A 25,124-nucleotide genomic window follows, 5' to 3' on the forward strand; every position below is an offset into this window, starting at 1 on the left:
CACTCGTCCGCGCCTATCTTCCCGTGCCCTAACGCCAAGGCAGCGCCGCGCATGCGACGGGTGTCTTGGCCCTAGAAAGGCCCTTCGTTGCGTGAACTGACCGAACGCGAGCTGGTAAAGGGCTGCTTGGATGGCGAACCGCGCTGCCAAGAAGCCCTTTATGCCCGGTACGCGCGCCGCATGTATGCGGTGTGCCTTCGGTATGCGCGCCACGAGCTGGAGGCCCAGGACCTGATGCAAGAAGGATTCATCCGCGTGTTCGAGAAGCTGAAGGACTTCCGCATGGAGGGCTCATTGGAGGGCTGGGTCCGCAGGATCATGGTGCATACCGCGATCAACTGCTACCGTCGCAAGAGCTTCCAGCAGGAACGCTTCGGTTTGGATAAACTGCCCGAGAGCCCCGTGCCCTCCGATGCCATGGATCGCTTGGGAACCGAAGAGCTCTTGGCCATGGTTTCCACGCTGCCTGAAGGCTACCGCTTGGTATTCAACCTTTTCGCAATTGAAGGCTTCGACCACGCCGAGATTGCCAGCATGCTGGGGTGCGGTGAGAGCACTTCGCGGAGCCAATTGGCTAAGGCGCGGCGCATGCTGCAATCGATGATCACTGCCTCAACCACCCCTGTACATGTCGGGAATGCATCCCATTGACGAGCTCTTCCGCAGGAGCCTGCAAGGCGCCGCTGCCGACCCGCCTAATGAGGTGGGGGCGGCCATCTTGGCCCACGTGCGAGCCAAACGGCGGCGGGCGTTGATCTGGAGGCGTCGCCTGTTGGCTGGTCTGCTCCTGCTGATTGGATCCGCCGCCAGCGTTGCCTGGGTGATGCGTTCGAGCATGCGGACAGACGCCCCAACCGAAGTCGTCGATGTGCGCAAGGGCCCGGCAGCTGTGGAGGGTGCTTTGCCAACAACAAGCACGGGAGAATATGAACCGATTGAGCGGCCGGGAAGCGAGGTTTCCTTGAGGACCATGTCACCCGCGACAGCCTTAACGACTCCTTCGCAGAAATCACAAGAGCCGCCAACAACCCCCAATCGCAAGTCCCCGAAATCAACCAATCCTCCTTCATTGATTGCAAGCGTTGCGTTGGGGTTGTCGAACAGCAACTCCGCCGGGGACGGGACGGGTCTTCTGACGCCCGCCATCCGAATCGAAGACGGCCGTTTGTCCGATGAGCGAAAAGAAACTCATCGCGGTCGAGTGAATGATAGGATCAGCCGCCTCCAGCCCATTCTTGCACTCTCGACACCCCTGCCAGAAAAGGCGTGGGGCGTTAGCCCAATGCACACGGTGCGCTCCCGCGGGACATGGTGGATAGCGATCACGTCAAGCGCCCAAGCTTCCCGCTATCAATGGCAAAGCGACCAAGCGAACCTGCTACGCGCCTTGCAGGGCAGCGGGCGATGGCAGGGCGGCGTGGCAATCGGTGCTTTGGCTGGCCGCGCCTGGCCTTCGGGATTGAGCATCGGGCTTGGTATAGAGGCCGACCGATTGGATCAGACCTACCGCAGCCTCGATCAGCGCACCGAAAGACAAACAGAGACCGTGACCCAGGTCATCACGTTGAACACACAGGTCTTCGCCTCTTCCGTGGACACAGTCACCACCGATGTGGTTCGCGAAGCCCAAGCTGAAGGAGCCGACCGCCGCGTGCGCGTGCGCATTCCGTTGGAGGCGGCATGGCAGTTGGCAGCCAAGCGGTGGCGCTTCGGGCCTCGTGCAGGTCTCGTCGGCGAGCATACTTCCATACGATCCTCGGCAAGCTTGGCCGTGGACCCCTCGGACCGCATGGTGCGTGCACGACAACTTTCGGCGTCCGAATTGCGAGCTCGTTACCCATGGAGCCTTTCCGCTATTGCTGGAATCGACCTCGGCTTCGTATTGACCGACCGCTCACGCATCATCGCTACGCCATTCGCCTCAATGGCATTGACCACTTTCGGGGGCGCTTCGGACGCAAATGCCCGTCCTGAACGCTTCGGGCTGCGCCTCATGATCCAACACCGCTTCTGACCTCATGCCTTTCTTCCGTGACACCATCGCTTCAATCTTGATCGGACTCGCTTGGCCTATTGCTTCGCAAGGGCAAGTACTCAGCGGGTATTCGCTCGCAAAGGGTGGCGGCACGCTTCAAACGTGTGATACCAGCATGCACGTTGATTTCTCAACGGCCTACCTGGACGGCTACCTGTGCCAATTCACACCCGAAGTGACCCCGGGCAGCACATCGGTGACGGGTGCGCAGTGGGATTATTACAATTATGATTCAGGCACTTGGTCAACGGATTACACCAGCGACCCCACAATCGCCTACTTCACCCCACAGCCCTACCCCATGTGCTACACGGTGCAGGCCTTCGACCCGATGGCTTCGCAGCCGTGCATCACCACCGTGTGCAAGCTTGTTGCACCGCAAGCCTATGCAGATTGCGCCAGCCTCATCGTCAATTTCGGGATTGCAGGGGCCAGCGCCGGCACCATCACCTTCGAAGACCTCACGCAATTCCCTGCAGGGGTCGTGCAAAACACCTTCTGGAGCTTCGGCGATGGCTCCAGCATCATTTCTTCTCCATCGCCTTCGCACACCTTCCAAGGCAATGGCCCCTTCGAGGTTTGCCTTACCGTGGTAGGCGCGCCGCCTTCCTATTGCACCGCCACGCTGTGCCAATGGCTCTATCTGGGCCCTGCCGGCCTGCCCTGTTCCGAGGTCGTAACCCAGGGCTTCGCGGTGCTTCAGTATGAGAACCTGGTCGGCGTTGTGGACACCTCGAACGTAACCGGCATGAATGCCCGTTACGATTGGGACTTCGGTGATGGAGCGGTGGGCACGGGGCGCATTGTGGCTCATGCCTATGTGCCCCAGCAGAGTTACTCGATTTGCGGCACGCTGAGGGCGTGGGGGCCGCTGCTGAGCGATACATGCGTGAGCACGATATGCCGTGAGGTCTTCATCATGCCTGAAGTCTCGGTTGCAGAGCTCGGCGGGTACAATGCCCGATTGGCCTGGCCTTCACCCTTCACCGATGCGCTCACCGTGGTTCCTAGCCCGGAATGGCGCACTCTGGAACTTCTCGACGGGGCAGGTCGAATCGTATTCCGCAGACGGCTGGCCCCATCGGCCGAACCGAGCACGCTGCCATTGGCCCATCTCTCGGCCGGGAGTTACATTCTCTTGCTCGATGGTGTGCGTGACCGCGCTTTGCAGCGGCTCGTGAAGCAGCCTTGATCCCTTCTACTCCGCCTCTGCCATGACTGCCTCGGCCTTGGACGCAAGGAGCTGGTAATCGGCAAGCACCACTTCCGTGCTCATGCGCTTGATGCCGTCCTTGTCCTCGTAGCTGCGATGCACCAGCCGGCCTTCAATCACGATTCCACTGCCCTTGCGCAGAATGGTGGCCAAGCGCTCCGCCTGTTTGCCCCAGGCCACAATAGGATGCCATTGGGTATCGTCCTTCCATTCGCCATCTGCTCCCTTGAAGCGCTCGTTCGTGGCAATGCTCATGCGCAGCATGGCGTTGCCGCTGCCCACGGTCTTCAGCTCGGGGTCTTTTCCGATGCGGCCCACGAGCTGCACTTTGTTCTTCATCGTCGTCATCACGGTTTTATGGTGTTAGTTGGTTTCCGTCCTGCCTTTGTGGCCGGCCCTGTGGCAGCAAAGCGAGCCGCACAGGGCGGGCGGAGTCGTATGAAAGTCATTTGCAGCCGTTCATCGTTGTTTGCCCCCGTTTGCTTGGCGGCTTGCATCGCGGAACGAAAGGCTCGCACAACGGCTGCGTTCTACATTCGCGCCTGCCTCAAAGGCGAAGCCAGAGGAAAAGTCCATCGCAATACAATGAACCATGAGCGAAGCCGCTAAGAAGATCCTGGTCCCCACCGATTTCACCAAGGTGGCCGACAATGCCATCAGCCATGCCATGCGACTGGCCAAGCATACGGGCGCAGAGGTGTACCTGCTCCATGTCGTCGCCAAGCAGGATGAAGTGGAAGAGACCCGGCGCAAGCTGGAAATGGAGCAACAGCGTGCGCAGGCCGCGGAGGCTGGCGTCACGGTGCACAAGCTCGTTCGAGTGGGTTCAATCTTCGACGATATCGGCGATGCGGCCGCAGAGATTGGGGCGGGGCTGATCGTGATGGGCACGCATGGCATGCGCGGCATGCAGTTCATCACGGGAAGCCGCGCGCTACGCGTGATCACCAGCAGTCAGGTGCCTTTCATCGTGGTGCAGGAGCGCGGAATCAAGGACGGCGGCTATGACAGCATCGTGGTGCCCCTCGACCTTCACAAGGAGACCCGGCAGAAACTCACGGTGGTAGCCGATATGGCCAAGACCTTCCAGAGCAAGGTGCATCTCGTGGTACCGAAGGAGGACGACGAATTCCTGCACAAGCAGCTCCAGAACCACATCCGCTTCGCGAAACAGTACCTGGATGAGCGAGGCATCGCGCATGACGCGGTGATCGCTGACCAGGATAGCGATGATTTCGTGAAAGCCGTGGTGAAGCATGCGGTGGCGGTCGATGCCGACCTGATCACGATCATGAACCTGTCACAGGGTAACATCTTCGGTGTGCTCGGCGTTCCCTACGAGCAGGAGATCATCACCAACGAGGCGCAGATCCCGGTGATGTGCATGAACCCGCGCGAGACCAATACGGGTGCCGGTGGCTGGAGCTTCCAGTAAGGCTAGGTCATTCAGGCGCGCATGCCGATGACCAGTATGTCGTCAACCTGCTCATGGGCTCCGCGCCAAGCGTTGAAGGCGTCATGAAGCATCCGACGCTGACGATCGGGCGAATGGGCGCTGACCTCGACCAATAATTCGCGGAAGCGCCGGTACAGGAACTTCTTGCCCTTGGGCCCACCGAATTGGTCGGCGTAGCCATCGGAGAAAACGTACACCATGTCACCGGGCCTGAGCTCAACAGTATGCTGCATGAACTCCTGGCCTTGCGGCTCGAAATTGCCAATGGCGACTTTGTTTGGCGCATAGGCCATGGTCTCCCCCTCCCGGACCACGTAGAGCGGGCTGTTGGCTCCTGAATAGTCGAGCATGCGAGATGCTGGGTCATAGCTGCATAACGCAAGGTCCATCCCGTCGCGGATCAGGTGCTGCTCCCGGTCCTTATGCAGAGCCTCGAAGGCGGTGCGGTTCAGTTCCCGCAGGACGTCGGCTGGCCGAGCCAAGCCCCGCTCCTTGGCCGCCTGATTAAGGCCGTTGTGGCCAATGAGGCTCATGAATGCACCAGGTACGCCGTGACCGGTGCAATCCACGGCGGCGAAGAGAATCCTGTCGCCCACGCGCTCGATCCAATAGAAATCGCCGCTCACGATGTCCTTGGGGCGGTAATACACGAATGCTTCAGGGAGCAATTCCCGGATACGGCGTTCCGGTGGCAGGATCGAGTCCTGCAGGCGCTTGGCGTACCGGATGCTGTCGGTGACGTTCTTATAGAGCTCTACCACCTTACGGCTCTGCCGCTCGACCTCTTCCTTCTGCCGCACCACTTCTTCGGTGCGCTCAGCCACTTTCATTTCCAGGAACCGCTCTCGTTGGCCAAGTTCGTCGCGCATCTTCAGCAGGGCGTGGCCCAGCATGTCCTCCTCGCTGAGCGGCTGATAATCCGCGCTGAAGTCGCCAGCGGCCACAGCGTGGGAGAAGTCCGTGGTCCTCCGGAGGCCATCGATCAGGGAGCCAAGTGCCCGGCTCATGTCGCCCACCTCATCATTGGTGATGCGGACGCGGGTGCGGGGGAAGACCCCGCGACCCAAGCTGAGCAGGATTGAGCGCAGCCGCTGCACCGGCGTCACGATTCCCCGGATGATGAGGAAGGCGACCACCACGCCCACCACCACCAGCGCCATGCCCATGTACAGAACGAAGAACTTCAAGGAGTCGAAGCTCTTGATCATGCCAGAGGCCAATTCACGGCGCTTGCGCTCGAGCATCTCCAATAGCCGGTCCAACTCGGCCAGCACCTTCGCCGTCTGCTGATCGATCGGCCCGTTCTCTTCGGCAAGGCTTGTGCGGTCCATGTGTACGAACGGGTCGTTGTAGCTCTCAAGCGAAGGGAGCATCCGCTTGATGCTGTCGTGCAGTGCCATCAACGCGCTGAGCTCCGTATGCACCTGGGTCATGATGGCTACCTCGTCATGGCCCCATCGCCCCATGAGCGTGTCCACGCGGTCGAGCGCTGCAGGGATGCGCTGCGTCGTGGTTTCTACCAGCGTGGTCTTTTCGGGAGCGTCGGCGCGGCTCTCGATCAGCGCCCAGTGCTTGATGAGCATGTGCGCGCTCACAGTGAGGTTGCGCAGGCCAACCAGGGCATCGACCGAAGGCGAGTACACCTCATTGATCTCGGTGTTGATTTCACGGCTGCGCTCCAGTGTGCGGTTGGTGAGCAGCACCACCAGCAGCGCGAAGAAGATGAACAGGCCGAAGCCCACGCCGATCTTCCGTCCAATGGTGATGCGCATGGCCATGTGGCGCGCTAGCGGTCTTCTTGCGGGGGCAGCGCCTCGTACAGTTCACGGAAGCGCTCGGAGTTCATCTCGTCCTGCAGGCTGTAGTAGATGCCTTCGAGGCCAAGCAGCGTTTCGCGGCGCCCAGGGTTCATGTCGTGCGCCTTCAGCATGAAGGGCAATGCCAGCTGGAAGTACTCGCGCGCCACTTCCTGCACCTGCTGCATGGTGATCAGGTCCGCCTCTGCTTGCAGTGCGCGTATCCGATAGACCCCCATGTTATAGAAGAGGGTGGCCAGGTTATAGTTGGCACCATAATTCTCCGGGTCTATCCGGAGCACGCCACGGTATGTCTCAATGGCCTTCTCGAACCATTCCGTACGCGTGCGGTCCTCGTTGAAGCGCTTCGTGTAGAGGGTGCCCAAGGCGTTGGAGAACTCGGCTTCACGAGTGCGGAGGTCGGCGGTCGGCTTCAGCTTGATCACGCTTTCCCGATAGGTGTCGAAGAGCTCCACGGCGCGGGCGTCCTGACCTTCGCCAAGCGCCTTGGCGGCCTCGTTGAAGCAGGAGCGCGAAAGGAAATCGTAGGCCTGCACCGCATTGTCTCGGTAGGTGCTGTCCTTATCGATGATCAGGGTGCGGTGCAGGCTGATCAGCGCCGAATCGCGCGCTGCGTCGCCGGCTCGGGTGCCGGCCTTGGCCTTGTACAGGTCCTTGTAAACGAATCCGCGCAAGAGCCAGGCTTCGGCGTTGGTCGCATGCTGGGCCGACATCACAGCAGCGTCGACGAGCACCTGCGCGCCCTGAAGCTCGCCCGCCTGGTACTTGCGCAGCGCCTCCACGAGCGGGTCCTGCCCGCGCACCGCGACCGCCATCAAGGCGAAGAGCGTAATGTGGAGTGCCCGTGCGTTCATTGTCATTCCTGCACGCGGTGCGCGAGGTTCTTCAGGGTAAGGCCCACCACCAAGCCGTGCTGCCTGGCGTTGGCGATGCTCAATTCGTACTTCAGCAGGTTGTCCACCTTCACGAAGTTCGCGATGGCGCCGTCCTCGAGGGCGCCCGCGTATTCCGTGACGATCATGGTCGGCTTACCCTGATTGCGCTTGTATATCTCCGGCAGGAGCGCCAGCTCGCTCTTGCCTACGAAGAGGATGTGGCAACGCTCCACATCAGATGAGCGCGGCAGCTTGCGCACCTCAATGGGCTGCTTGCCAATGGTGCGTGTGCTGTACTGCTTGATCAGTTCCTGGTAAAGGTTGGCCCCTCCGAGAACACCGATGATGAAGTTGCCCTGCCGCATGCTCTCATCCTTCCACTCCACCAGCTTGGCGATGTTGTACAGGTAGTTGGCCTGCAGGATCGATGTGGTGTCCTTCTCCGCATCGCGCGGCTGCTGAGCGGCTCCGCACACCAGCAGCAACGCCAGCATGAGCAGTCGCTGCAACGGAGTGGACAAGGATGCCCTTCGCATAGATTTGGTCGCGCGCTTGTCTGAAACCATGCCGATCATCCCCGCCCCGTTGCAAAGTATCCGCTGCCTTCCCCTTGCCTCACTGCTTCTGTTTGCGGTCTGTCAACACCTTGCTGTTGACGTCCGCGCGCAAGTCCCGTTGCTGAGGGCATTCGACCGCAACGCGCAATCCGATGCCATGGGGTACCGCTGGCTGCGCTGGAGCAGTGAGCACATCGGCCACCGGCTCACTGGCAGCGCACAGGGCGCCTTGGCCGAGGCCGCGGCCGATAGCCTTTTCCGCTTGAGCGGCCTGCCGCTGGTCATGCGCTTCCCATTCAGTGCGCAGGCATGGTCGCGCGGCACCGTGCAGCTCACCGTAGGCGATGGTGAGGGATTCACGCACCTGCAGGCCGTTGCATTGGCCAACACGCCATTAAGCGCTGCGGTGGAGGCGCCGCTGCTCGATGCGGGCAATGGGCTCCCTTCCGACCTCGACCGGTTGGGCGAGCAGCTCAAAGGGGCCGCCGCGCTGGTGAACATCGGGCTGGTTGCGGCCACCGAAGGTGCGCGAAACCTGCACCGCAGCGAGAAGGCGAAGCTGGCCATGGATCGCGGGGCGGCTGCGCTCATCTTCGTGAATCAGGCCGAAGGACATGTACTGCTCACCGGAACCGCCTCTATTGATGGCGCGCTGATCCCGGTTCCTGCAGCGTGCATCGCCACCGAGGATGGCGACCTGCTGCGCAAACGATTGGCGACCGGGCAAGCCCTCACGGCCAGGCTCGGAATGAGCAACCAGAGCGCGATGGTGGAGGCGAACAACGTGATTGCTGAGATTCCCGGGGCGCGGATGCCCCAGGAAGTGATCCTGATCGGAGGGCATCTCGATAGCTGGGACCTTGCCACCGGAGCCACTGACAATGGCCTTGGTTCGTTCTCGATCCTCGATCTGGCGCGCGCCATGAATGCTATGCCGAACAGGCCTGAGCGCACCATACGCTTCGTGCTCTTCATGGGCGAGGAGCAGGGGTTGCTGGGGTCGCGGGCGCTGGTCGAGCATTATCGTGAGACCGGCGAATTGGCGCGGGTGAAGTGCATGATCAACCTCGATATGAGCGGAAACCCGCAGGGCTTCGGCGTGGGCGGGCCCGAAGGCTGGGCTGCATTGCTGCGCAGCGCGTGCGACAGCATACGACCCGTGGACACGGCCGCATTCTCGGGGCGCCTGAGCGAAGAGGTTTGGCTGCACAGCGATCACCAGCCCTTCCTCATGGCCGGCGTCCCGGTGATCTATCCGCTCAGCGACCTCGGCAAGCATGTATACGGTTGCTACCACAGCAGCTGCGACGATATCCACCTTGTTGACCCTCAGGCCATGGTGAACAACGTGCGCTTCGTGGGCGCGCTGGCGTACATGCTCGCCGCTGCGCCTTCACTGCCTCCTCATTTCAACGAATCGCAACTGAAGCAGCGCCTGATCGATTCCGGCCTCGAGCAGCCCCTGCGCATCGGTGGCGATTGGCCATGGCCATGAACGACGAAAGCGCCTCCCGGCGCCCTCGTTGCTGCTGATCGATCACTGCTTCTTGCCGCCTTTCGCATTCCCGCCCTCGGCGCCTTGCATGCCTTCGAGGTCCCGGTCGAAAAGGTAGAGTCCGCCCTTGTCGTTGCCGATCAGGTTCAGCTTATCGATGAGCGTGCGCGCCAAGGCCTCCTCCTCGATCTGCTCCCCGACGTACCATTGCATGAAGTTGTGCGTGGTGTAGTCTTTCTCTTTCAGGCAGAGGTCCACCACGCCGTTGATCTCGTTGGTCACGATGGTCTCGTGGTCGAGCAGGGCCTGGAACACATCGGTGATGCCCTTGTACTTGGTGCTGGGCTGCTTCAGCGCCGGCACAACAGCGCATCCGCCACGCTCGTTGATGAACTTGATGAGCTTGAGCATATGCAGGCGCTCTTCATCGCTGTGCCGGTACAGGAACGCCGCGGTTCCTTGCAAGCCTTGATTCTCGGCCCACGACGCCATTGCGAGGTAGGCTTGGCTGCTGGAGGCCTCAATGGCTACTTGTCCATTGAGCGCCGCTTCGATCTTCTTACTGAGCATGGTGAGTCGGTGTTTGGGCCGAGCGCTTGGCGAACGACGGCGCGAAACTAACCACGGACCCCGGCGAAGTGTTCGTGCGAATGCTCAGGCCTGGAAGAGCCCCGGATCACCCTGCTCATAGGCCTCATCCACCGCCAAAAGGCTTTCCGGCTGCTCGCGAGCTGCCACCGCCAGGCGATCGCACAGCTCATTCTGCGGATGCCCATTGTGCCCGCGCACCCAATGGAATCTGACTTTATGAAGCCGGTATGCCTTGAGGAATCGTTTCCAGAGGTCGGGGTTCTTCTTCTTCGCGAACCCCTTGCGCTCCCAATCGAACACCCAGCCCTTCTCCACGGCATCCACTACGTACTTGCTGTCGCTCACCACCACCACTTCGGTGCCGGGGCGTTTGAGCTCTTCCAGGCCCGCGATCACCGCAAGCAACTCCATACGGTTGTTGGTGGTCATGCGGTAGCCGCCCCAAAGCTCCTTTCGGTGCTTGCCGCTCTCGAGCACCACGCCGTAGCCGCCGGGGCCGGGATTGCCGCTGGCGGCCCCATCAGAGTACAAGGTCACGCTCATGCCTTGGGGAACAAGTAGGTGATGTTGCCTGCAAAGAGCTTCACGGCGATTGCGAGCAGAATGATGCCGAAGGCCTTCTTGATCACGATGAGGCCCACGCGGCCGAGCAGGCGCTCGATTCGGTTGGTGAGCAGCAGCACCAGCACCACAGGGATCATGTTCAGGACGATGGCCACCAAGATGTTGGGGCGATCGAATTCGGCCCTGAGCGAAAGCACGGTGGTGATGGTGCCCGCACCGGCGATCACCGGAAAGGCGAGCGGCACGATGCTGAAAACCTTGTGGTCGTCATCGGCGGGCGTGAGGCCCGGCGCGCTCAGGTCCTCCTTGAACAGACGAACGCCCAGTGTCATTTCCAACGCAACGAAGAAGAGCACAAAGGAGCCTGCGACCGCGAAGCTGCGCACATCGATGCCGACGATGTTGAGGATGGTCTCACCGAGATAGAGGAAGGTGACCATGATGCCCAGGCTCACGAGCGTGGCGCGCGCGGGGTAGATCTTGCCCGCCTTCTGGCGCACTTGCAGGATCAGCGGGATACCGCCCACGATGTCGATCACCGCGAATAGGATGAGGAAGGCTTTGCCAATCTGGGCGGGATCGAACATGGTTCAGGCTGCAAGGAGAGATTCAACGATATGCGGATAATGCTCATGTTCCAGCGCATGCACGCGGTCGGCCAATGATCCGGGCGTATCCGATGGCAGCACGGAGCACTTCGCCTGAAAGAGGATTCGGCCCTCATCGTAGCGGTCATTCACCAGATGGATGGTGATGCCGCTCTCGGTCTCGCCAGCAGCGATCACCGCGCGATGCACATGCTCGCCGAACATGCCCTTGCCGCCATACTTGGGCAACAGCGACGGATGGATGTTCACGATGCGCTCAGGAAAGGCGCGCACCATTTCAGCAGGTATCATGCGCATGAAGCCCGCGAGCACGACCAGGTCGATGCGCTGCCCTTGCAGCTCGCGCAGCAAAGCGCCATCCCTCAGGTCCTTGCCCGCAAAGAGGTAGCTTGGCACATGCAGGTCCCAAGCGCGCCGGAGCGCGCCCGCGCCCGGCTGATCACTGCCTACCAGCGCCACCTGCGCAAGCGGGTGCTGCGCGAAGTGCTCGATGAGCCGTTGGGCGTTGGAGCCGGAGCCAGAGGCCAGCACGGCGATGCGCTTCATGCTGCGAAGGTGCGACCTTCGGGCCATGGCCGATTCACATGCCTTCCTTCCATTGGCGTTCATCCGCCTGGCTCCCGAAGAGATGCTCAAGCGCGCGCGTGCCTTCCATGGTGAGCTGGACCGTCGCCGAACCGTGCGCCACTTCAGCGCCGAACCGGTGCCGCTAGAAGTGATCCAAGAGGTGGTGCGAGCGGCCAGCACAGCACCTAGCGGCGCGCATAAGCAGCCGTGGACCTTCGTCGCCGTTGGCGACCCGGAACTCAAACGGCGCATCCGCGAGGCCGCCGAGGAGGAGGAGCGCATCAACTATGGAGGTCGCATGAGCGAGGAGTGGCTCAATGACCTCAAGCCCTTCGGAACCGATGCCGATAAGCCGTTCCTCGAGATCGCACCTTGGCTGGTGGTGGTGTTCAAGCGCGCGTACGAGACCGAAGCCAATGGCCGCAAGCACCAGAACTACTATGTGAACGAGAGCGTAGGCATTGCCACCGGGATGCTATTGGCGGCTGCCCACCTCGCCGGGCTGGCCACGCTCACACATACACCAAGCCCCATGAACTTCCTCACACAAGTGCTGGGCCGCCCCGAGAACGAGCGGCCCTTCCTCCTGATTCCCATGGGATTCCCGGCCGAGGGATGCCAAGTGCCGCGCTTGGTCAGGAAGCCCTTGGATCAAGTGCTGGTGGTGCATAAGTAGGTGCCGATGAGCCAACGTTGCCCGTAGTGAAAATGTCTTTCCTTTGGGGCCTCACAAAAAAACCGCACCGACATGTCGGACATCAAGTCGAGGGTAATCGCGATTATCGTGGATAAGCTCGGGGTCGATCAGAACGAGGTCACTCTGGAAGCCAGCTTCACGAACGATCTGGGTGCTGACAGCCTCGATACCGTCGAGCTCATCATGGAGTTCGAGAAGGAGTTCAACATCGCCATCCCCGACGACCAGGCCGAAAAGATCCAGACCGTGGGTCAGGCCGTGGAGTACGTGGAGAAGAACGCGAAGTAATCCTGCCGCATGCAGCTCAGGCGTGTGGTCGTCACTGGTCTGGGCGCGCTCACACCCATCGGGAACACCCTCAAGGACTACTGGGAGGGCTTGGTGAGCGGCCGAAGCGGAGCCGCGCCCATCACCAAGTTCGACGCCAGCAAGTTCAAGACGCGTTTTGCCTGCGAGGTCAAGGGCTTCAACCCGGAGGATTTCCTTGATCGCAAGGAGGCCCGGAAGATGGACCCCTTCGCGCAGTACGCGCTGGTGTGCTCCGATGAGGCGCTCAAGGACAGCGGACTGCTCGATAGCGGCGTTGACCGAGACCGCGTGGGCGTGATTTGGGGCAGCGGCATTGGCGGGCTGAAGACCTTCCAAGACGAATGCATCGCCTTCGGCCGTGGCGATGGCACCCCGCGCTTCAACCCGTTCTTCATCCCGAAGATGATCGCTGACAGCGCGGCTGGGCTGATCAGCATGCGACATACGTTGCGCGGCCCGAGCTACGTGACAGTGAGCGCCTGCGCATCGAGCAACAACTCGATGATCGACGCTTATAACTACATCCGCTTGGGCACCTGCGTGGCCTGCGTCACCGGCGGCAGCGAAGCGGCGATCTATGAGGCGGGAGTGGGCGGCTTCAATGCCTTGCACGCCATGAGCACGCGGAACGACGATCCCGCCACGGCATCGCGTCCTTACGATAAGGACCGCGACGGCTTCGTGCTCGGTGAGGGCGGGGCCGGCATTGTGCTCGAGGACCTTGAGCACGCCCTCGCACGCGGCGCCAGAATCTACTGCGAGGTGGTGGGCGGCGGCATGAGCAGTGATGCCTACCACATCACCGCGCCGCACCCCGAAGGCCTCGGCGCAGAGCTGTGCATGAAAGCCGCATTGAAGGATGCCGGCATGCAACCCTCGGAGATCGACTATGTGAATACGCATGGCACCAGCACGCCCATCGGTGACCCGCAAGAGGTGAAAGCGATCCAACGGCTCTTCGGCGAGCACAGCTACACGCTGAACATCAGCGCCACCAAGAGCATGACAGGGCACCTGCTCGGCGGCGCCGGCGCCATCGAGGGCGTGGCCGCCATCATGGCCATCCACACGGGCATCGTGCCGCCCACGATCAACCACTTCACGGACGATCCCGAGATCGACCCGGCGCTGAACTTCACCTTCAACACGGCCCAGCGCCGAACGGTGAACGCCGCCCTGAGCAACACCTTCGGTTTCGGAGGGCACAACACCTCGGTGATCTTCCGAAAGCACAGCTAGCGTGATCGCACGCCTATTCAGCCGCGCACGCAGCCCCGAAGAGCGTCGGGTGCGGCTGTGGTGCCGCCAGACCTTGGGCATCACCCCGGGCGACCTTCCGCTGTACCGCACTGCGCTGCGCCATGTGAGCGCCGTGCCCGACGACCGGCCCGACCTTCCCGATAACGAGAGGCTCGAGTTCCTCGGGGACGCCGTGCTCGATGCCATCATCGGCAACCTGCTCTTCAACCGGTATCCTGACCAGGGCGAGGGCTTCCTGACGCGCATGCGGAGCAAGCTCGTGAGCCGCACGCAGCTCAACGCCCTGGCCAAACGCATCGGCATCGAGCGCGTGATCGAGACCACCGTGGCGCGCGCCCACGAATCGAGCGTTCCGGGGAATGCGCTGGAAGCCTTGATCGGCGCGATCTTCCTCGATAAGGGGTTCGAGCGGACACGCAAGGTGGTGGTTGGCCTCATCACGCAGCATTTCGACCTGAACGAGATCGAGAAGGAGGACCGCGATGGCAAGAGCCGCCTGCTGGAATGGGGGCAGAAACGCCGGAAGAAGGTCGAGTTCATCGTGCGCGAGGGCGGCGGTGGGCGAGGGAGGCATTATTTGGCCGAGGTGCGCATCGGCGGCGAACTGAAAGGAACCGGCAAGGGCAACAGCAAGAAGACCGCCGAGCAGGATGCCGCGCAGAGCGCCTTCCGCAGCATGCGGTCGCGGCGCGCAAAACCCCGGGAGCCTGATGCGGACGATTCGAGAAGGGCGCCGGGAACGCCGCTGTGAGCAGCCCTGACGCGTGCAGGTACCTTTGGCCTTGCCATGGCCAAGCACAAGCTGGTTGACGAGGAGGAAGATACCGCCCAGAAGGTGTCGGTGATCGGCATCAGCTGCCATGTGCCAGACTATCGCCTTTGCTGGGCGCTTAACCTGTCCTTGGGCCTAGGTCTCGAACGCCGCAGGACAGACATCGTGGAGCATGTCCGTGGCAAGGACCTGCACTATCCCGTGTTCCAGCAGGTTGGTGCCGACGGCATGGCCGTTTGGTGGCTGATCTGCAACCTATGCGGCAAGAGAAGGCTCATCGCAGACCAGAAGCAGGCCGACTACTTCCTCGTGATCGACCAAGAGACCGCCGAGCGGGAAGCGGACCTTATCCTGCGGCTTCGATCCACCGAATTCGTGCTGCTCGCATACCCCGTCGACATCAATGAATCGCGCAACGGCCACAAGTTGTTGCTTTGACCCCCCGCCCCCGCAAGCTGCAGGGAAGACCGATGAATGAACCAAAGACCAAGATCGTGGCCACGCTTGGCCCCGCTAGCGCATCGCGCGAGGTGCTGCGCGACATGATGCTGAGCGGCATGGATGTGTGCCGGCTCAACTTCAGCCATGGCAGCTATGACTTCTACACCGAGCTGATCGGGACCATCCGCTCGCTCAACGCGGAACTCGGCCTCACCACGGCAATCCTAGCTGACCTGCAAGGCCCGAAACTGCGCGTAGGAGCCATGGAGAACGGCCCTATCGAATTGAAGGGCGGGGACCTGCTCACCATCACCACCGACGAGCTTCTGGGCAAGCCCGGCCTGGTGAGCACCAGCTACAAGCAATTCCCGCAGGACGTGAAGCCCGGAGAGCTCGTGCTTCTCGACGATGGCAAGCTGCGCTTGGAGGTTGTGGGCACGGATGGCCGCACCGAAGTGAGTACCCGCGTGCTGCACGGCGGGATGCTCAGCGCGAACAAAGGCATCAATCTGCCCAACACGCGCGTGAGCCTGCCCTGCCTTACCCCGAAGGACCGGGCCGACCTGGACTTCGCGCTGGAGAACGATGTTGATTGGGTGGGCCTGAGCTTCGTGCGCAGCGCTCGCGACATCATCGAGCTGAAGGGCGTGATCCAGCAACGCGAGAAGCATGCACGAGTGATCGCCAAGATCGAGAAGCCCGAGGCCCTCAAGGAGATCGACGAGATCATCCGCGAGGCTGATGCGCTCATGGTGGCCCGCGGCGACCTCGGCGTGGAGATCCCGATGGAGAAGGTGCCGCTGGTCCAGAAGGACATCATCAAGCGTTGCCTGCTTCAGCATCGTCCGGTGATCGTGGCCACGCAGATGATGGAGAGCATGATCACCAGCTTCACGCCCACGCGCGCCGAGGTGAATGATGTGGCCAACGCCGTGCTCGACCACGCCGATGCCGTGATGCTCAGCGCTGAGACCAGCGTGGGCAAGTACCCCATAGAGGTGGTGCGCGCCATGAACCGCATCCTGCTCGAGATGGAGAGCAGCGAGGCCATGTTCAACGTGGAGCAACCGGACCTGGAGCTGAAGGACCGCATGGTCACCGACACGATCTGCATGGCGGCGGTACGCATGGCCGCCGCCATCGACATCAAGGCCATCGTGACCATGACCCATAGCGGCTACACCGCCTACAAGATCAGCAGCATGCGGCCCAAGGCAAACGTGTACGCCTTCACCAGCAACCGCCGGATCCTCAATCAGCTCAACCTGGTATGGGGCGTGCGGGCACAGTACTATGACAAGACCGTGAGCACGGACCACACCATCGCCGACATCAAGCACATCCTGCGCAGCGGGCGCTTCGTGCAGAAGGGCGACTTGGTGGTGAATGTGGCCAGCATGCCCATCGCGGAGCAGGGCATGGCGAACATGCTGAAGCTGAGCGCGGCCTAAAGGCTACTGGCCAATTATCGCCTTCTCCCAGCGCATGCCCTCGTTGGTCTTCAGCACCACCAGATACGCGCCGGCCCCTTCCTTGGACAGGTCCGCGCTGAATCGATGCGCCCCGGGATTCGCCGCGTTGCTCCTTAACAGCTGCCGAACCGTGCTCCCGCTGGAATTCACGATGCGCAGATCAACGATGGTGCTGCGGTCGAGCACGACTTCCACTTGGAGGCGCCCGCCGGATGGGTTCGGCGTTACGCGTAGCGAGTGCGATGGCGGAATAGCAGCCTCCGCCGATACCTGCGTTGTGAGATCACCCAGATACTTATAGATCTTCTGGCCCGTGAGGTAGGCTGTGCTCTCGTTCACCCTGAAGAACCGGTTGTAGCTGTCGCCGAGGGCGATCTCCGTCCATGTCGCTCCGCCATCCGTGGTCTCCCATAGCCGATCATCCCCTCCCGTCCATCCGTGCTGCGGATCAATGAAGCCGATCGCCTCCACATACGTGTAATCGTCGCTAACGAGCACCTGCTCCCATGTGATGCCTCCATCGCTGCTGCGCAGCATGCGGGTGTCATCGTTGGTGGGCTCACTGTAAATGCTGGCATACCAGAGCTGCGCGGTGAGGCGCTGGATCTTCCAGACGATATCCGTGAGCGTGCTGGTTTGATGCACCACGCTCCAGGAGGCCCCGCCGTCGGTGGTGCGCAGGATCACGCCGCCATTGAATGCGGGATCGGCCGTGCCCGTCGCGAATCCGGTATCCGGATGCGTGAAGTGGATGTCGACCAGCCGTGTGGCCAATCCGCTCATGTCCGTGTACGTCCAGGTGCCGCCGGCGTCGACCGATGAGTACACATAGGCTGGCGCGGCCCATAGGCCACAGGCATGGATCGTTGTGCTTCCGACGGCCGCAAGTCCGCAGATCCCGGGTGGTGGAGGAGCCATGTTTCCCGCGATGTTGCTCCAGGTGCTGCCGCCGTCGGTGGTGCGGTAGAGTCTTCCGTTCAACGAGCCTGCGAAACCCGTGTCAGCGTTCAGGAATTCAATGCTGCGCAGGTAATGGGGCGATGTGAATTGGAGCGCCCAGGCCTGACCGCCATTCACCGTCTTGCGGATCCATCCGTTCGGGCCGCCAGCCGCCCAGCCGGTATCGGCGTTGATGAAGTAGGCGTCATCGTAACGTCCGGAAGCGGGGATGTCCAGCACGGACCAGCCAGTTTGCGCCTTGCTCTGCGCAAAAGCAAGACAAGCAAGAATGAAAGGAAGTACGATTCGCGTGGCGGTCATCTGGCTGTGCTGGCGTGTGCCATGCAAGCTAGCGACCCGCTCGTTCCATTTTTCAACGTGACCTGTTCCGAAAGGCGAGCACTAAGGGCGCTTCGCCTTCTTGCCCGCTGTCTTCTTAGCGGCTCTTTTCGCAGCAGCAGGCTTGCGGTCCGCAGGATGCTTAGGGCTGGCCTCAATGGGCTTCTCATGCAGCGCCACACGGTTGCCCTCGCTATCGATGAATAGCGCGAAGGAGCCTGCCGATTCGCTGATGAGCGACTTGGGCATGATCACGCGTCCGCCGGCCAGATCGATGCGACCAAGGATGGCATCCATGTCGTTTCCAGCGTTGAGGTAGATGAGCGTGCCGGTATCGCTAGGCACGCACCCGGGGCCTGCGATGAGCGCGCCACCGATCCCCTTGTCAGCAGGGAAGTATGCCATGGCGAACTCGCCGTTCGCCGCCACCTCCATCTCCATGCTGTAGATGGTGCCATAGAACCGCGCAGCACGGTGGATGTCGTACACGGGTATCTCGAACCAGTTGACGAAGTCCTTAAGCTTGATGTGGTGCCTGCCTGAAGTGCTGCCCATGGTAGCGGGATTCGGATTGCTGGTTCGGGGTCGGGGATTGGGCGTCTGCCCGCGGGATGCTCAGATTGCGCTCGGATCGCTAGTTGGGCGGTATGCGCTGATGATGTGCTTCGGCAATTCGTGCGCGCGCGTCTCGTCCTTCACTTCAAGTTCCGTGAGCTCTTGCACACGCGTGGGCTTGATCAATGGCCCGAGGCCTTCCAGGTGCGGGTGCTTCACGCCGGGCGCATAGATGCCGAACTCCACGGGGCGGTCGCGGAAGCTCTTCAGCGGCTGGCCCAAGCGCAGCACGCCAAGTTCACGGCTACGCCGCACTTTCTCCAGGTTGATCTCGATCGGTATGAACTCCTCGTTCACATCGGCCTGGTAAACGATGCGGCCCTCTGGCCCGCAAACGATGCTACGCCCGCTTCCGCCCGCATCGAGGCCATTGATGTCGAAGAAGTAGCATTGGTTGATGGCTGCGCTGGAGCGCGCGATGCTCAGCTCGATCTCGCGGTCGATGGTCCCCGTGAGCGTAGGGTGCAGGATCACCTCGGCGCCCATCACGGCCAGGGTGCGCGTGGTCTCCGGGAACCACATGTCGTAGCAGATGCTCACGCCGAAGCGGCCCACCTCGGGGATGTCGAACACGCAGAACTCATCGCCGCCGGTAACGCCCACTTCGTACGGGTAGAAGGGGAACATCTTGCGGTAGCGCGCAACCACGCTGCCTTCTGGGTCGATCACGCTGGCGGTATTGTAGATGACCGTTTCTCCTGCTGCGTTCTTCGTGCGTTCGAAGATGCTTCCCGGCAGCAGCCAGATGCCGTGCTTGGCGGCCATGGCGCACATCTCCTGCTCGAACTCGCCGGGCACGGGCTGCGCATGGATGATGTGCGGGCCATAGGCGCACAGCTCGCTGAACAGCACCATGTCCACCCATGGATAGATGGCCATGAGCAGGTCGAGCTTGGTCTTCATGGCCTCGACGTTGCTGTGGGCAGAGCCCACGCGCATCTGGATGCCGGCGATGGAGAAGGGTTTCATTCTGTTTGTGCGGGTGGCTGGGGGGTGCTGCGCGGTTGTGGGTTGAACAACCCTCAACCCCTGTCAACCTCCAGCCCTCAACCTGTGATTTTATCCAACTCCTCCTCCATGATGTCGAGCCCCTTGTTCAGCAGCTCATCGCTGATCACGAGCGGGCTAAGGACGCGGATGATGTTCTTGTTGGTTCCGGCGGAGATCACCACCAGATCACGCTTGGCGCAGGCGTTCATGAGCGCGGTGCACGTGTCGGCATCCGGCTGAAGCGGGTCGCCGTTCTTCACGAATTCCATGGCCATCATGGCGCCAAGGCCGCGCACATCACCGATGCACGCATGCTTCGCCTTCATCTGCTCGAAGCGCTTGCGGATCACGCCCCCCACATGCCTGCCCTTCGCGTTGATATCAATCTCCTCCATGTATCTCAGCGTGGCGAGCGCGGCGGCGCAGCTCACCGGGTTGCCGATGTACGTGCCGCCGATGCTGCTGGGGCCGGCCTTATCCATGATGGCCGCCTTGCCCATCACGGCAGCGATCGGCATGCCGCTGCCCAGGCTCTTGGCCCAGGTGCTCAGGTCCGGCACCACGCCGAAGTGCTCATACGCGCTCCACGCCCCGGTGCGACCGAAACCCGCCTGCACCTCATCGAAAATGAGCAGGATGCCGTGCTTGTCGCAGAACGCCCGCAGTCCTTTCAGGTAACCGGCCGGCGCAACGTTGAATCCGCCTTCGCCCTGCACCACCTCAATGATGATGGCCGCCAGCTCGTTCGGGGACACCGTGTTATGGGAGAGCTCTTCCAGCCGATGCAGCTCCGCCTTCACGAATTCTGCTTCACTGAGGCGGTCGCCATATCGATAGAAGTTCGGGTATTGCGTGCGATAGACTTCTGGCGCGAAGGGTCCGCAGTCCGGCTTGTAGCCCACCTTGCTGGTGAGCGTCATGGCCATCATGGTGCGCCCGTGGAAGGCATCCGTGAAGCAGAGGATGCCGCTCCGTTTCGTGGCTTGCCGCGCAATCTTGACGGCATTCTCCACCGCTTCGGCGCCGGTGTTCACCAGCAGCGTCTTCGTTGGGCCGCCGTGCGGGAGCAGCGCATTGAGCTTCTCGCATAGGGCGATGTACGGCTCATAGCTGGCCACATTGAAGCTCACATGCAGGAACTTCTCCGCCTGCTCCTGGATCGCCTTCACTACTGGCGGCGGGCAATGGCCTGCATTCACGACACCGATACCGCCAGCAAAGTCGATCAATTCGCGGCCATCCTCATCGATGATGGTGGCGCCAATGGCCTTGGTGGCGGTGGCATAGTTGAACATGCCCACGCCGTTCGGCACGGCGGCCTTTCGGCGGGCGATGAGCTCCTGGCTCCTGGTGAGTTGCTCGGTCATGCGTTCTTGTCCCGTAACAGGCGGAATCGGCTGCGAAGTTGCGTCATGGAAAGGACCGCAGATGCGCGGAGACGCAGAGAATGCGAACAGCTGAGGGGGCTCAGGCGCCTTGAACAAGCGGGGCTGTGCGCCAAGTGGCGCGCTAACGCGAAGGAATCACGGATTCACGCAGATGAACACGGATCGGGCCGGTCAGCGCAAAGCACCCATCCATGAAGATCCTCGCCATCCTTGGTTGAAAAGGTGCGGAGCGCCTCAATCCAGCTTGTGCGCCAACGTGACGGTCTTCCGGTGGATCTCCACATCGCCTGACAGATCGTAGGCTTCGAGCACCACGACGTAAGGACCCATGCGGCCCTTGCTGCCGCCATCGAGGATGCCATCCCAGCTGATGGCGCCTTCGGCGCCCAGAAGCTGGTTCTCCATCAAGCGGCGCGCTTCACGGCCTGCGACATCGTAAATGACGATGGTGCCCACGAAGCCGGGCTGGTCGAAACGGTAGGCGATGGTGAGCAGGTCCTGGTAACCATCCTGGTCGGGACTGAAAATCGCCGGGTCGATGGTCATTTGGCCGCTCGCGCTGGGCGCGGGGCTGAACTGCGAGTTCCCGAAACCCGGGGTGGCCTTGCCCGCTACGTCGCTGGCGGTGTGCCAATTGGTGGGGTCGTCGGTGGCGCGAGCGGGATCCACACGTTCCAAACTGTAGCCTTCGGTGGCGTTCATCAGCGTGATGTGCAGAGCGTCGTCGTAACGGAAGAGATCGAGCACCGCATTGGCGCCATCAAGCAGCACGACCGCGCCATTGCCGTTGTTGTAGGCGGGCAGGCTCATCTGCAGGAAGCGTTCGGTGCGGCCCTGCGGATAGCGCGTGGCGATGTCGTTGCTGTTCGGCGTGAGCACGATGTACTCTCCGGGCAGCATCAAGTACGGCTCGTTGGTGATCACGCGCAGGTTCGCGATAGCACCGTCAGACTCATTCGCCATCTGCAGCCCTTGGAGGCTCAGCGTCTTGTTGCTCCGATTGTAAAGCTCGACGAAATCGGCACCTGTACCGACCGGGTCGTAGAGCGCCTCATTGATCACCAAATCGCCCGCCTCCACCGGTTCCGGCAAAGCGAACGATGCGGTGTTGGCTGGTCCGATCACGTTCCCGGGACAATCGCTCACCGCCGCGACGGTGATGCCATAGAACACGCCGACCGTGAGCGCATCAGCCAGATTGAGCTGCACGCTGTTCGCTCCAGTGACCGATGCGCCCGCAACGGCGATCGACGGGGTGATCGTGTAGCTCCCCGTCGTCAGGCTGCCCTGATCCATCGCTTCGCTGAAGACGAGCGCGATGGTATTCGCGTCATTCACCAGCACATTCAGCAAGGCGGGTGGCGTGATGTCCGGCTCAATCGAGAACACGCTGTTCTGGGCGCTGGGCGTTCCGCCGGATGGGTCGTTGCTTGCAATCCAGTTGGCCGCACCGGTGCAGGGCGTAGCGGGGTCGATGCGTTCCAGGGTCCAACCGCCGTCGGCCTTCAGCGCATCCTGATACCAGTTGATCGAATAGGTCACCGCGTCGATCGTGGCTCCGGCATCGTTCTTCAGCTCCAGCGGATCACCGTCGTTGTTCAGCGAGGGGAAGGCGCTCACGACAATCACGCTGGCGAAGGCGCTGAAGAGCGGCGCGGTCGCATCGTCCACGATGATCGCATAACCGCCCGGCGGCAGCGTCACGTCCGGCAGCATCGCTGTCGTGCCTCCATCGGAGAACGTCCAACCCGCCAGGTCGAAGGTCTTGTTCGCCGTCGTGTTGTGGATCTCCACGAACTCCGCTTCGGGAAGGCCCGCCGTGGGCGTGGGGTCGGCCATGATCTCGTTGATGGCCACTTCACCGGGAAGGGCGATCTCCGGCACCACGTACTGGAATTGGAAGACCCCTGCATCAATCGAGGCGTTTCCCGCCAAGTCGAGCGCGCCGGACCCGTTCAGGCCATAGGTGTTCCCGTTGGTGAGAGCGATGGCCGGGGTCACATGCACCAGGGTGGCGTCGGCCCCGTCAAGCACCTGACCGGACACCCCGATGAAAGGAACGATGTCGTAGGATCCAACAAAATCCGGGTCCAGCGGTTCTGAATAGTGCACATCCACTTGCGTGGCGCTGGTCGCGCTCACTGAGACGATCGCAGGCGGTGTATTGTCCACGGGGATGGGCGCAACGCTGATGTCGTCGAAGAAATGATTGTTCACCGCGCTCGCCGCTGCGCTCTGCTCGATACGGATTCCGAAGTGCGTGGCCGAGATGTACGTGGCATCGGTGACGCTGCCCGCCGTGGTGTAGCTGCCGGTATTGCCATCATCGTACTGGAGCGTGAAGAGCCCTCCGGCGTTGCGCGTCACCTTCAGCCGGAACGGATTGCTGCTGCTGCTGTTCACGACGCCATCGGGGCTCTGCACAGCCAGCGAGGCTGCCGCTCCTGCGTCGCTGCGGAATAGCTCCAGCCTATCGGCCGTGCCGCCGATCCGGACGATGTAGCCGTTCACGCCACTGGCGAGGTCCGCCGCGCTGCTCATCAGGTGCACGTCCACGAAATTCGCCCCGCTGGTGGCGAAACGCAGGTCGAAGAAGAGCTCCCAAACCGCATCGTCAGCGAGTGTGCTAGGAGTGCTCAGCCAATAATTCGCCGCGCCCGGGCTGGCGCTCCGCAATCGTTGGTTACCACCATCATCCACCACGGCGAAGAGCGCATCGCTCCCGGTCCAAACCGTCCCAATGTTGAAGTTGCCATCGGAGAAGTCATCGCTCACCTGGGCCTTGGCGGTGAGCATGACGGCTGTCGCGACTGATACGATAAGTAGGCGGAGAAGGGCGCGCACCATGGATTCTCTACGGCGTGAAAGCTAGTACTTTCGACCGCCCTGCAACGTTCAGGGAACATCATGAAAGTAGCCGTGGTCGGCGCCACCGGATTGGTTGGCGGAGTGATGCTCAAGGCGCTCGAAGAGCGCGCGTTCCCCGTTGAAGAGCTGCTTCCGGTTGCCAGCGCGAAGAGCGCGGGCGCCACGATCCGCTTCCGCGGAAAGGAGGTGCCGGTGATCGGCATGGAGGAGGCCGTTGCCCAGCGACCCGACATCGCATTGTTCTCCGCCGGCGGAAGCACCTCGCTGGAGTGGGCGCCGCGTTTCGCGGAGGTTGGATGCACCGTGATCGACAACAGCAGCGCATGGCGGATGATGCCCGACAAGAAGCTGATCGTGCCGGAGATCAACGGTCATTTGCTCTCGTCAGAAGACCGGATCATCGCCAACCCGAATTGCAGCACGATCCAATTGGTGTTGGCCCTTGCGCCTTTGCATCGCGCATACATCGCCAAGCGCGTTGTGGTTTCCACCTACCAGAGCGTCACTGGCACCGGGCAGAAAGCCGTGAAGCAGATGGAGGATGAGCGCGCGGGCAAGAGCGCCGAGAAGGTGTACCCCTTCCCCATCGACCGGAACGTGATCCCGCGCTGTGATGTGTTCCTCGAAAACGGATACACCAAAGAGGAGATGAAGGTGGTGCATGAGACCCATAAGATCCTCGACCCCGCGATCCGCTTGACATGCACCGCCGTGCGCGTGCCTGTTACCGGCGGTCACAGCGAATCGGTGAACGTTGAGTTCGCGCGCGATTTCGAATTAGGCGCTGTGCGGCAACTCTTGCGTGAAGCACCGGGCATCCTGCTGCTCGATGACCCCGCCAAGGACGAATACCCGATGCCGCTTCTGGCCAATGGCCGCGATGAGGTGCTCGTGGGCCGACTCCGCCGCGACGAGAGCCAGCCGAATACCTTGAACATGTGGGTGGTGGCCGACAACTTGCGCAAGGGAGCCGCTACCAACGCGGTGCAGATCGCAGAGCTGCTTGTCGAGCGGCGGCTTCTTCGGCGCATTGCGCAAGCTGCCGGCCAATAAGGGTCGACCGGCCATCTCCTGTTCGCGAACAACCTCTCACCGATCGAATCGACCATGCCTATGCGCCGCTTGTTCTTCCCCATGGCCTTGGGTCCGCTTGTTTCATTCGCACAGCCCGAGCCTTCGCCTTTGATCACCGATGCCTCATTGGGCTTCGGTTTCCAACTCGAAAGAAGCGCCTTGCTGAGCGATGATGATTGGCG

General features: G+C 61.7%; 25 protein-coding genes. 12 read left to right on the plus strand and 13 right to left on the minus strand.

Annotated elements, in window-relative coordinates; genetic code table 11:
• The first annotated feature begins 96 nt into the window (after nucleotides 1-96).
• From IPK70_00845 to IPK70_00855, 3 genes are all read left to right on the plus strand, one after another.
• The gene (locus IPK70_00845) at nucleotides 97-651 is read left to right on the plus strand and encodes a sigma-70 family RNA polymerase sigma factor (GenBank protein MBK8225705.1); all 555 of its coding nucleotides are present in this window, start codon (nucleotides 97-99) and stop codon (nucleotides 649-651) included.
• Entirely contained in the window at nucleotides 629-2,014 is a 1,386-nt protein-coding gene (locus IPK70_00850) for a hypothetical protein (protein MBK8225706.1), read from the plus strand. Before IPK70_00845 ends, IPK70_00850 begins: the two co-directional genes overlap by 23 nt.
• A gap of 136 nt (nucleotides 2,015-2,150) precedes the next feature.
• Complete coding sequence (locus IPK70_00855) at nucleotides 2,151-3,227, plus strand: hypothetical protein (GenBank protein MBK8225707.1); 1,077 nt, start codon at nucleotides 2,151-2,153, stop codon at nucleotides 3,225-3,227.
• Between the two features lie 6 nt (nucleotides 3,228-3,233).
• Here IPK70_00855 and IPK70_00860 read toward each other — a convergent pair whose 3' ends face one another.
• Nucleotides 3,234-3,596 (minus strand): single-stranded DNA-binding protein, encoded by a 363-nt coding sequence (locus IPK70_00860; protein MBK8225708.1) that lies wholly within the window; start codon nucleotides 3,594-3,596, stop codon nucleotides 3,234-3,236.
• Between the two features lie 244 nt (nucleotides 3,597-3,840).
• On the opposite strand from IPK70_00860, the gene IPK70_00865 reads away from it, so the two are divergent.
• Nucleotides 3,841-4,683 carry a universal stress protein gene (locus tag IPK70_00865; protein ID MBK8225709.1) on the plus strand — a complete coding sequence of 281 codons (843 nt, stop codon included), beginning with the start codon at nucleotides 3,841-3,843 and terminating at the stop codon, nucleotides 4,681-4,683.
• Between the two features lie 11 nt (nucleotides 4,684-4,694).
• Here IPK70_00865 and IPK70_00870 read toward each other — a convergent pair whose 3' ends face one another.
• The 3 genes from IPK70_00870 to IPK70_00880 are packed head-to-tail and all read right to left on the minus strand — an operon-like array spanning nucleotide 4,695 to nucleotide 7,905.
• Entirely contained in the window at nucleotides 4,695-6,482 is a 1,788-nt protein-coding gene (locus tag IPK70_00870) for a SpoIIE family protein phosphatase (protein MBK8225710.1), read from the minus strand.
• Nucleotides 6,483-6,490: 8 nt separating this feature from the next.
• Nucleotides 6,491-7,375: a hypothetical protein gene (locus IPK70_00875; protein MBK8225711.1), complete on the minus strand. Its 885-nt coding sequence runs from the start codon at nucleotides 7,373-7,375 to the stop codon at nucleotides 6,491-6,493.
• 2 nt (nucleotides 7,376-7,377) lie between these two features.
• Nucleotides 7,378-7,905: a YfiR family protein gene (locus IPK70_00880; GenBank protein ID MBK8225712.1), complete on the minus strand. Its 528-nt coding sequence runs from the start codon at nucleotides 7,903-7,905 to the stop codon at nucleotides 7,378-7,380.
• Between the two features lie 205 nt (nucleotides 7,906-8,110).
• On the opposite strand from IPK70_00880, the gene IPK70_00885 reads away from it, so the two are divergent.
• Entirely contained in the window at nucleotides 8,111-9,448 is a 1,338-nt protein-coding gene (locus IPK70_00885) for a M20/M25/M40 family metallo-hydrolase (protein MBK8225713.1), read from the plus strand.
• 42 nt (nucleotides 9,449-9,490) lie between these two features.
• Here IPK70_00885 and IPK70_00890 read toward each other — a convergent pair whose 3' ends face one another.
• The 4 genes from IPK70_00890 to purN form a co-directional block, all read right to left on the minus strand.
• Complete coding sequence (locus IPK70_00890) at nucleotides 9,491-10,018, minus strand: ferritin (protein MBK8225714.1); 528 nt, start codon at nucleotides 10,016-10,018, stop codon at nucleotides 9,491-9,493.
• A gap of 84 nt (nucleotides 10,019-10,102) precedes the next feature.
• The gene (gene rnhA, locus IPK70_00895; protein ID MBK8225715.1) at nucleotides 10,103-10,582 is read right to left on the minus strand and encodes a ribonuclease HI; all 480 of its coding nucleotides are present in this window, start codon (nucleotides 10,580-10,582) and stop codon (nucleotides 10,103-10,105) included.
• Nucleotides 10,579-11,190 (minus strand): MarC family protein, encoded by a 612-nt coding sequence (locus IPK70_00900; GenBank protein ID MBK8225716.1) that lies wholly within the window; start codon nucleotides 11,188-11,190, stop codon nucleotides 10,579-10,581. The genes rnhA and IPK70_00900 overlap by 4 nt, the downstream gene beginning before the upstream one ends.
• 3 nt (nucleotides 11,191-11,193) lie before the next feature.
• Nucleotides 11,194-11,757: a phosphoribosylglycinamide formyltransferase gene (purN, locus tag IPK70_00905; GenBank protein ID MBK8225717.1), complete on the minus strand. Its 564-nt coding sequence runs from the start codon at nucleotides 11,755-11,757 to the stop codon at nucleotides 11,194-11,196.
• Between the two features lie 25 nt (nucleotides 11,758-11,782).
• On the opposite strand from purN, the gene IPK70_00910 reads away from it, so the two are divergent.
• The 6 genes from IPK70_00910 (at nucleotide 11,783) to pyk (ending at nucleotide 16,708) form a co-directional block, all read left to right on the plus strand.
• The gene (locus tag IPK70_00910) at nucleotides 11,783-12,454 is read left to right on the plus strand and encodes a nitroreductase family protein (protein ID MBK8225718.1); all 672 of its coding nucleotides are present in this window, start codon (nucleotides 11,783-11,785) and stop codon (nucleotides 12,452-12,454) included.
• A 72-nt stretch (nucleotides 12,455-12,526) separates the two neighbouring features.
• Nucleotides 12,527-12,763: an acyl carrier protein gene (locus IPK70_00915; GenBank protein MBK8225719.1), complete on the plus strand. Its 237-nt coding sequence runs from the start codon at nucleotides 12,527-12,529 to the stop codon at nucleotides 12,761-12,763.
• 9 nt (nucleotides 12,764-12,772) lie between these two features.
• Complete coding sequence (fabF, locus tag IPK70_00920) at nucleotides 12,773-14,023, plus strand: beta-ketoacyl-ACP synthase II (protein ID MBK8225720.1); 1,251 nt, start codon at nucleotides 12,773-12,775, stop codon at nucleotides 14,021-14,023.
• Nucleotide 14,024: 1 nt separating this feature from the next.
• Nucleotides 14,025-14,795: a ribonuclease III gene (rnc, locus tag IPK70_00925; protein ID MBK8225721.1), complete on the plus strand. Its 771-nt coding sequence runs from the start codon at nucleotides 14,025-14,027 to the stop codon at nucleotides 14,793-14,795.
• 36 nt (nucleotides 14,796-14,831) lie between these two features.
• Nucleotides 14,832-15,254, plus strand: coding sequence for an IPExxxVDY family protein (locus IPK70_00930; protein ID MBK8225722.1), 423 nt, complete (start codon nucleotides 14,832-14,834; stop codon nucleotides 15,252-15,254).
• Between the two features lie 32 nt (nucleotides 15,255-15,286).
• Nucleotides 15,287-16,708 carry a pyruvate kinase gene (pyk, locus tag IPK70_00935; GenBank protein MBK8225723.1) on the plus strand — a complete coding sequence of 474 codons (1,422 nt, stop codon included), beginning with the start codon at nucleotides 15,287-15,289 and terminating at the stop codon, nucleotides 16,706-16,708.
• A 3-nt stretch (nucleotides 16,709-16,711) separates the two neighbouring features.
• Here pyk and IPK70_00940 read toward each other — a convergent pair whose 3' ends face one another.
• The 5 genes from IPK70_00940 to IPK70_00960 form a co-directional block, all read right to left on the minus strand.
• Nucleotides 16,712-17,908 carry a T9SS type A sorting domain-containing protein gene (locus tag IPK70_00940; protein MBK8225724.1) on the minus strand — a complete coding sequence of 399 codons (1,197 nt, stop codon included), beginning with the start codon at nucleotides 17,906-17,908 and terminating at the stop codon, nucleotides 16,712-16,714.
• A 162-nt stretch (nucleotides 17,909-18,070) separates the two neighbouring features.
• On the minus strand, nucleotides 18,071-18,562 hold the full coding sequence (locus IPK70_00945; GenBank protein ID MBK8225725.1) for a VOC family protein: 492 nt from the start codon (nucleotides 18,560-18,562) through the stop codon (nucleotides 18,071-18,073).
• Nucleotides 18,563-18,622: 60 nt separating this feature from the next.
• Nucleotides 18,623-19,591, minus strand: a complete 969-nt coding sequence (locus IPK70_00950; protein ID MBK8225726.1) for a carbon-nitrogen hydrolase family protein — start codon at nucleotides 19,589-19,591, stop codon at nucleotides 18,623-18,625.
• A gap of 77 nt (nucleotides 19,592-19,668) precedes the next feature.
• Nucleotides 19,669-20,979: an aspartate aminotransferase family protein gene (locus IPK70_00955; GenBank protein MBK8225727.1), complete on the minus strand. Its 1,311-nt coding sequence runs from the start codon at nucleotides 20,977-20,979 to the stop codon at nucleotides 19,669-19,671.
• Between the two features lie 255 nt (nucleotides 20,980-21,234).
• Nucleotides 21,235-23,796 (minus strand): lamin tail domain-containing protein, encoded by a 2,562-nt coding sequence (locus IPK70_00960; GenBank protein ID MBK8225728.1) that lies wholly within the window; start codon nucleotides 23,794-23,796, stop codon nucleotides 21,235-21,237.
• Nucleotides 23,797-23,907: 111 nt separating this feature from the next.
• Between IPK70_00960 and IPK70_00965 the strand changes: the two genes are divergently transcribed.
• Nucleotides 23,908-24,921, plus strand: a complete 1,014-nt coding sequence (locus tag IPK70_00965) for an aspartate-semialdehyde dehydrogenase (protein MBK8225729.1) — start codon at nucleotides 23,908-23,910, stop codon at nucleotides 24,919-24,921.
• Nucleotides 24,922-25,124 lie beyond the last annotated feature (203 nt).

The sequence above is a fragment of the Flavobacteriales bacterium genome (genome assembly GCA_016712535.1).
Lineage (GTDB): Bacteria > Bacteroidota > Bacteroidia > Flavobacteriales_F > PHOS-HE28 > PHOS-HE28.

Coding starts and splice junctions, on each gene's coding strand:
- IPK70_00850 (MBK8225706.1), top strand. CDS start 629: ATGTCGGGAATGCATCCCATTGACGAGCTCTTCCGCAGGAGCCTGCAA.
- IPK70_00855 (MBK8225707.1), top strand. CDS start 2,151: ATGCACGTTGATTTCTCAACGGCCTACCTGGACGGCTACCTGTGCCAA.
- IPK70_00860 (MBK8225708.1), bottom strand. CDS start 3,596: ATGACGACGATGAAGAACAAAGTGCAGCTCGTGGGCCGCATCGGAAAA.
- IPK70_00865 (MBK8225709.1), top strand. CDS start 3,841: ATGAGCGAAGCCGCTAAGAAGATCCTGGTCCCCACCGATTTCACCAAG.
- IPK70_00870 (MBK8225710.1), bottom strand. CDS start 6,482: ATGGCCATGCGCATCACCATTGGACGGAAGATCGGCGTGGGCTTCGGC.
- IPK70_00875 (MBK8225711.1), bottom strand. CDS start 7,375: ATGAACGCACGGGCACTCCACATTACGCTCTTCGCCTTGATGGCGGTC.
- IPK70_00885 (MBK8225713.1), top strand. CDS start 8,111: ATGGGGTACCGCTGGCTGCGCTGGAGCAGTGAGCACATCGGCCACCGG.
- IPK70_00890 (MBK8225714.1), bottom strand. CDS start 10,018: ATGCTCAGTAAGAAGATCGAAGCGGCGCTCAATGGACAAGTAGCCATT.
- rnhA (MBK8225715.1), bottom strand. CDS start 10,582: ATGAGCGTGACCTTGTACTCTGATGGGGCCGCCAGCGGCAATCCCGGC.
- IPK70_00900 (MBK8225716.1), bottom strand. CDS start 11,190: ATGTTCGATCCCGCCCAGATTGGCAAAGCCTTCCTCATCCTATTCGCG.
- purN (MBK8225717.1), bottom strand. CDS start 11,757: ATGAAGCGCATCGCCGTGCTGGCCTCTGGCTCCGGCTCCAACGCCCAA.
- IPK70_00910 (MBK8225718.1), top strand. CDS start 11,783: ATGGCCGATTCACATGCCTTCCTTCCATTGGCGTTCATCCGCCTGGCT.
- IPK70_00915 (MBK8225719.1), top strand. CDS start 12,527: ATGTCGGACATCAAGTCGAGGGTAATCGCGATTATCGTGGATAAGCTC.
- fabF (MBK8225720.1), top strand. CDS start 12,773: ATGCAGCTCAGGCGTGTGGTCGTCACTGGTCTGGGCGCGCTCACACCC.
- IPK70_00930 (MBK8225722.1), top strand. CDS start 14,832: ATGGCCAAGCACAAGCTGGTTGACGAGGAGGAAGATACCGCCCAGAAG.
- pyk (MBK8225723.1), top strand. CDS start 15,287: ATGAATGAACCAAAGACCAAGATCGTGGCCACGCTTGGCCCCGCTAGC.
- IPK70_00945 (MBK8225725.1), bottom strand. CDS start 18,562: ATGGGCAGCACTTCAGGCAGGCACCACATCAAGCTTAAGGACTTCGTC.
- IPK70_00950 (MBK8225726.1), bottom strand. CDS start 19,591: ATGAAACCCTTCTCCATCGCCGGCATCCAGATGCGCGTGGGCTCTGCC.
- IPK70_00955 (MBK8225727.1), bottom strand. CDS start 20,979: ATGACCGAGCAACTCACCAGGAGCCAGGAGCTCATCGCCCGCCGAAAG.
- IPK70_00960 (MBK8225728.1), bottom strand. CDS start 23,796: ATGCTCACCGCCAAGGCCCAGGTGAGCGATGACTTCTCCGATGGCAAC.
- IPK70_00965 (MBK8225729.1), top strand. CDS start 23,908: ATGAAAGTAGCCGTGGTCGGCGCCACCGGATTGGTTGGCGGAGTGATG.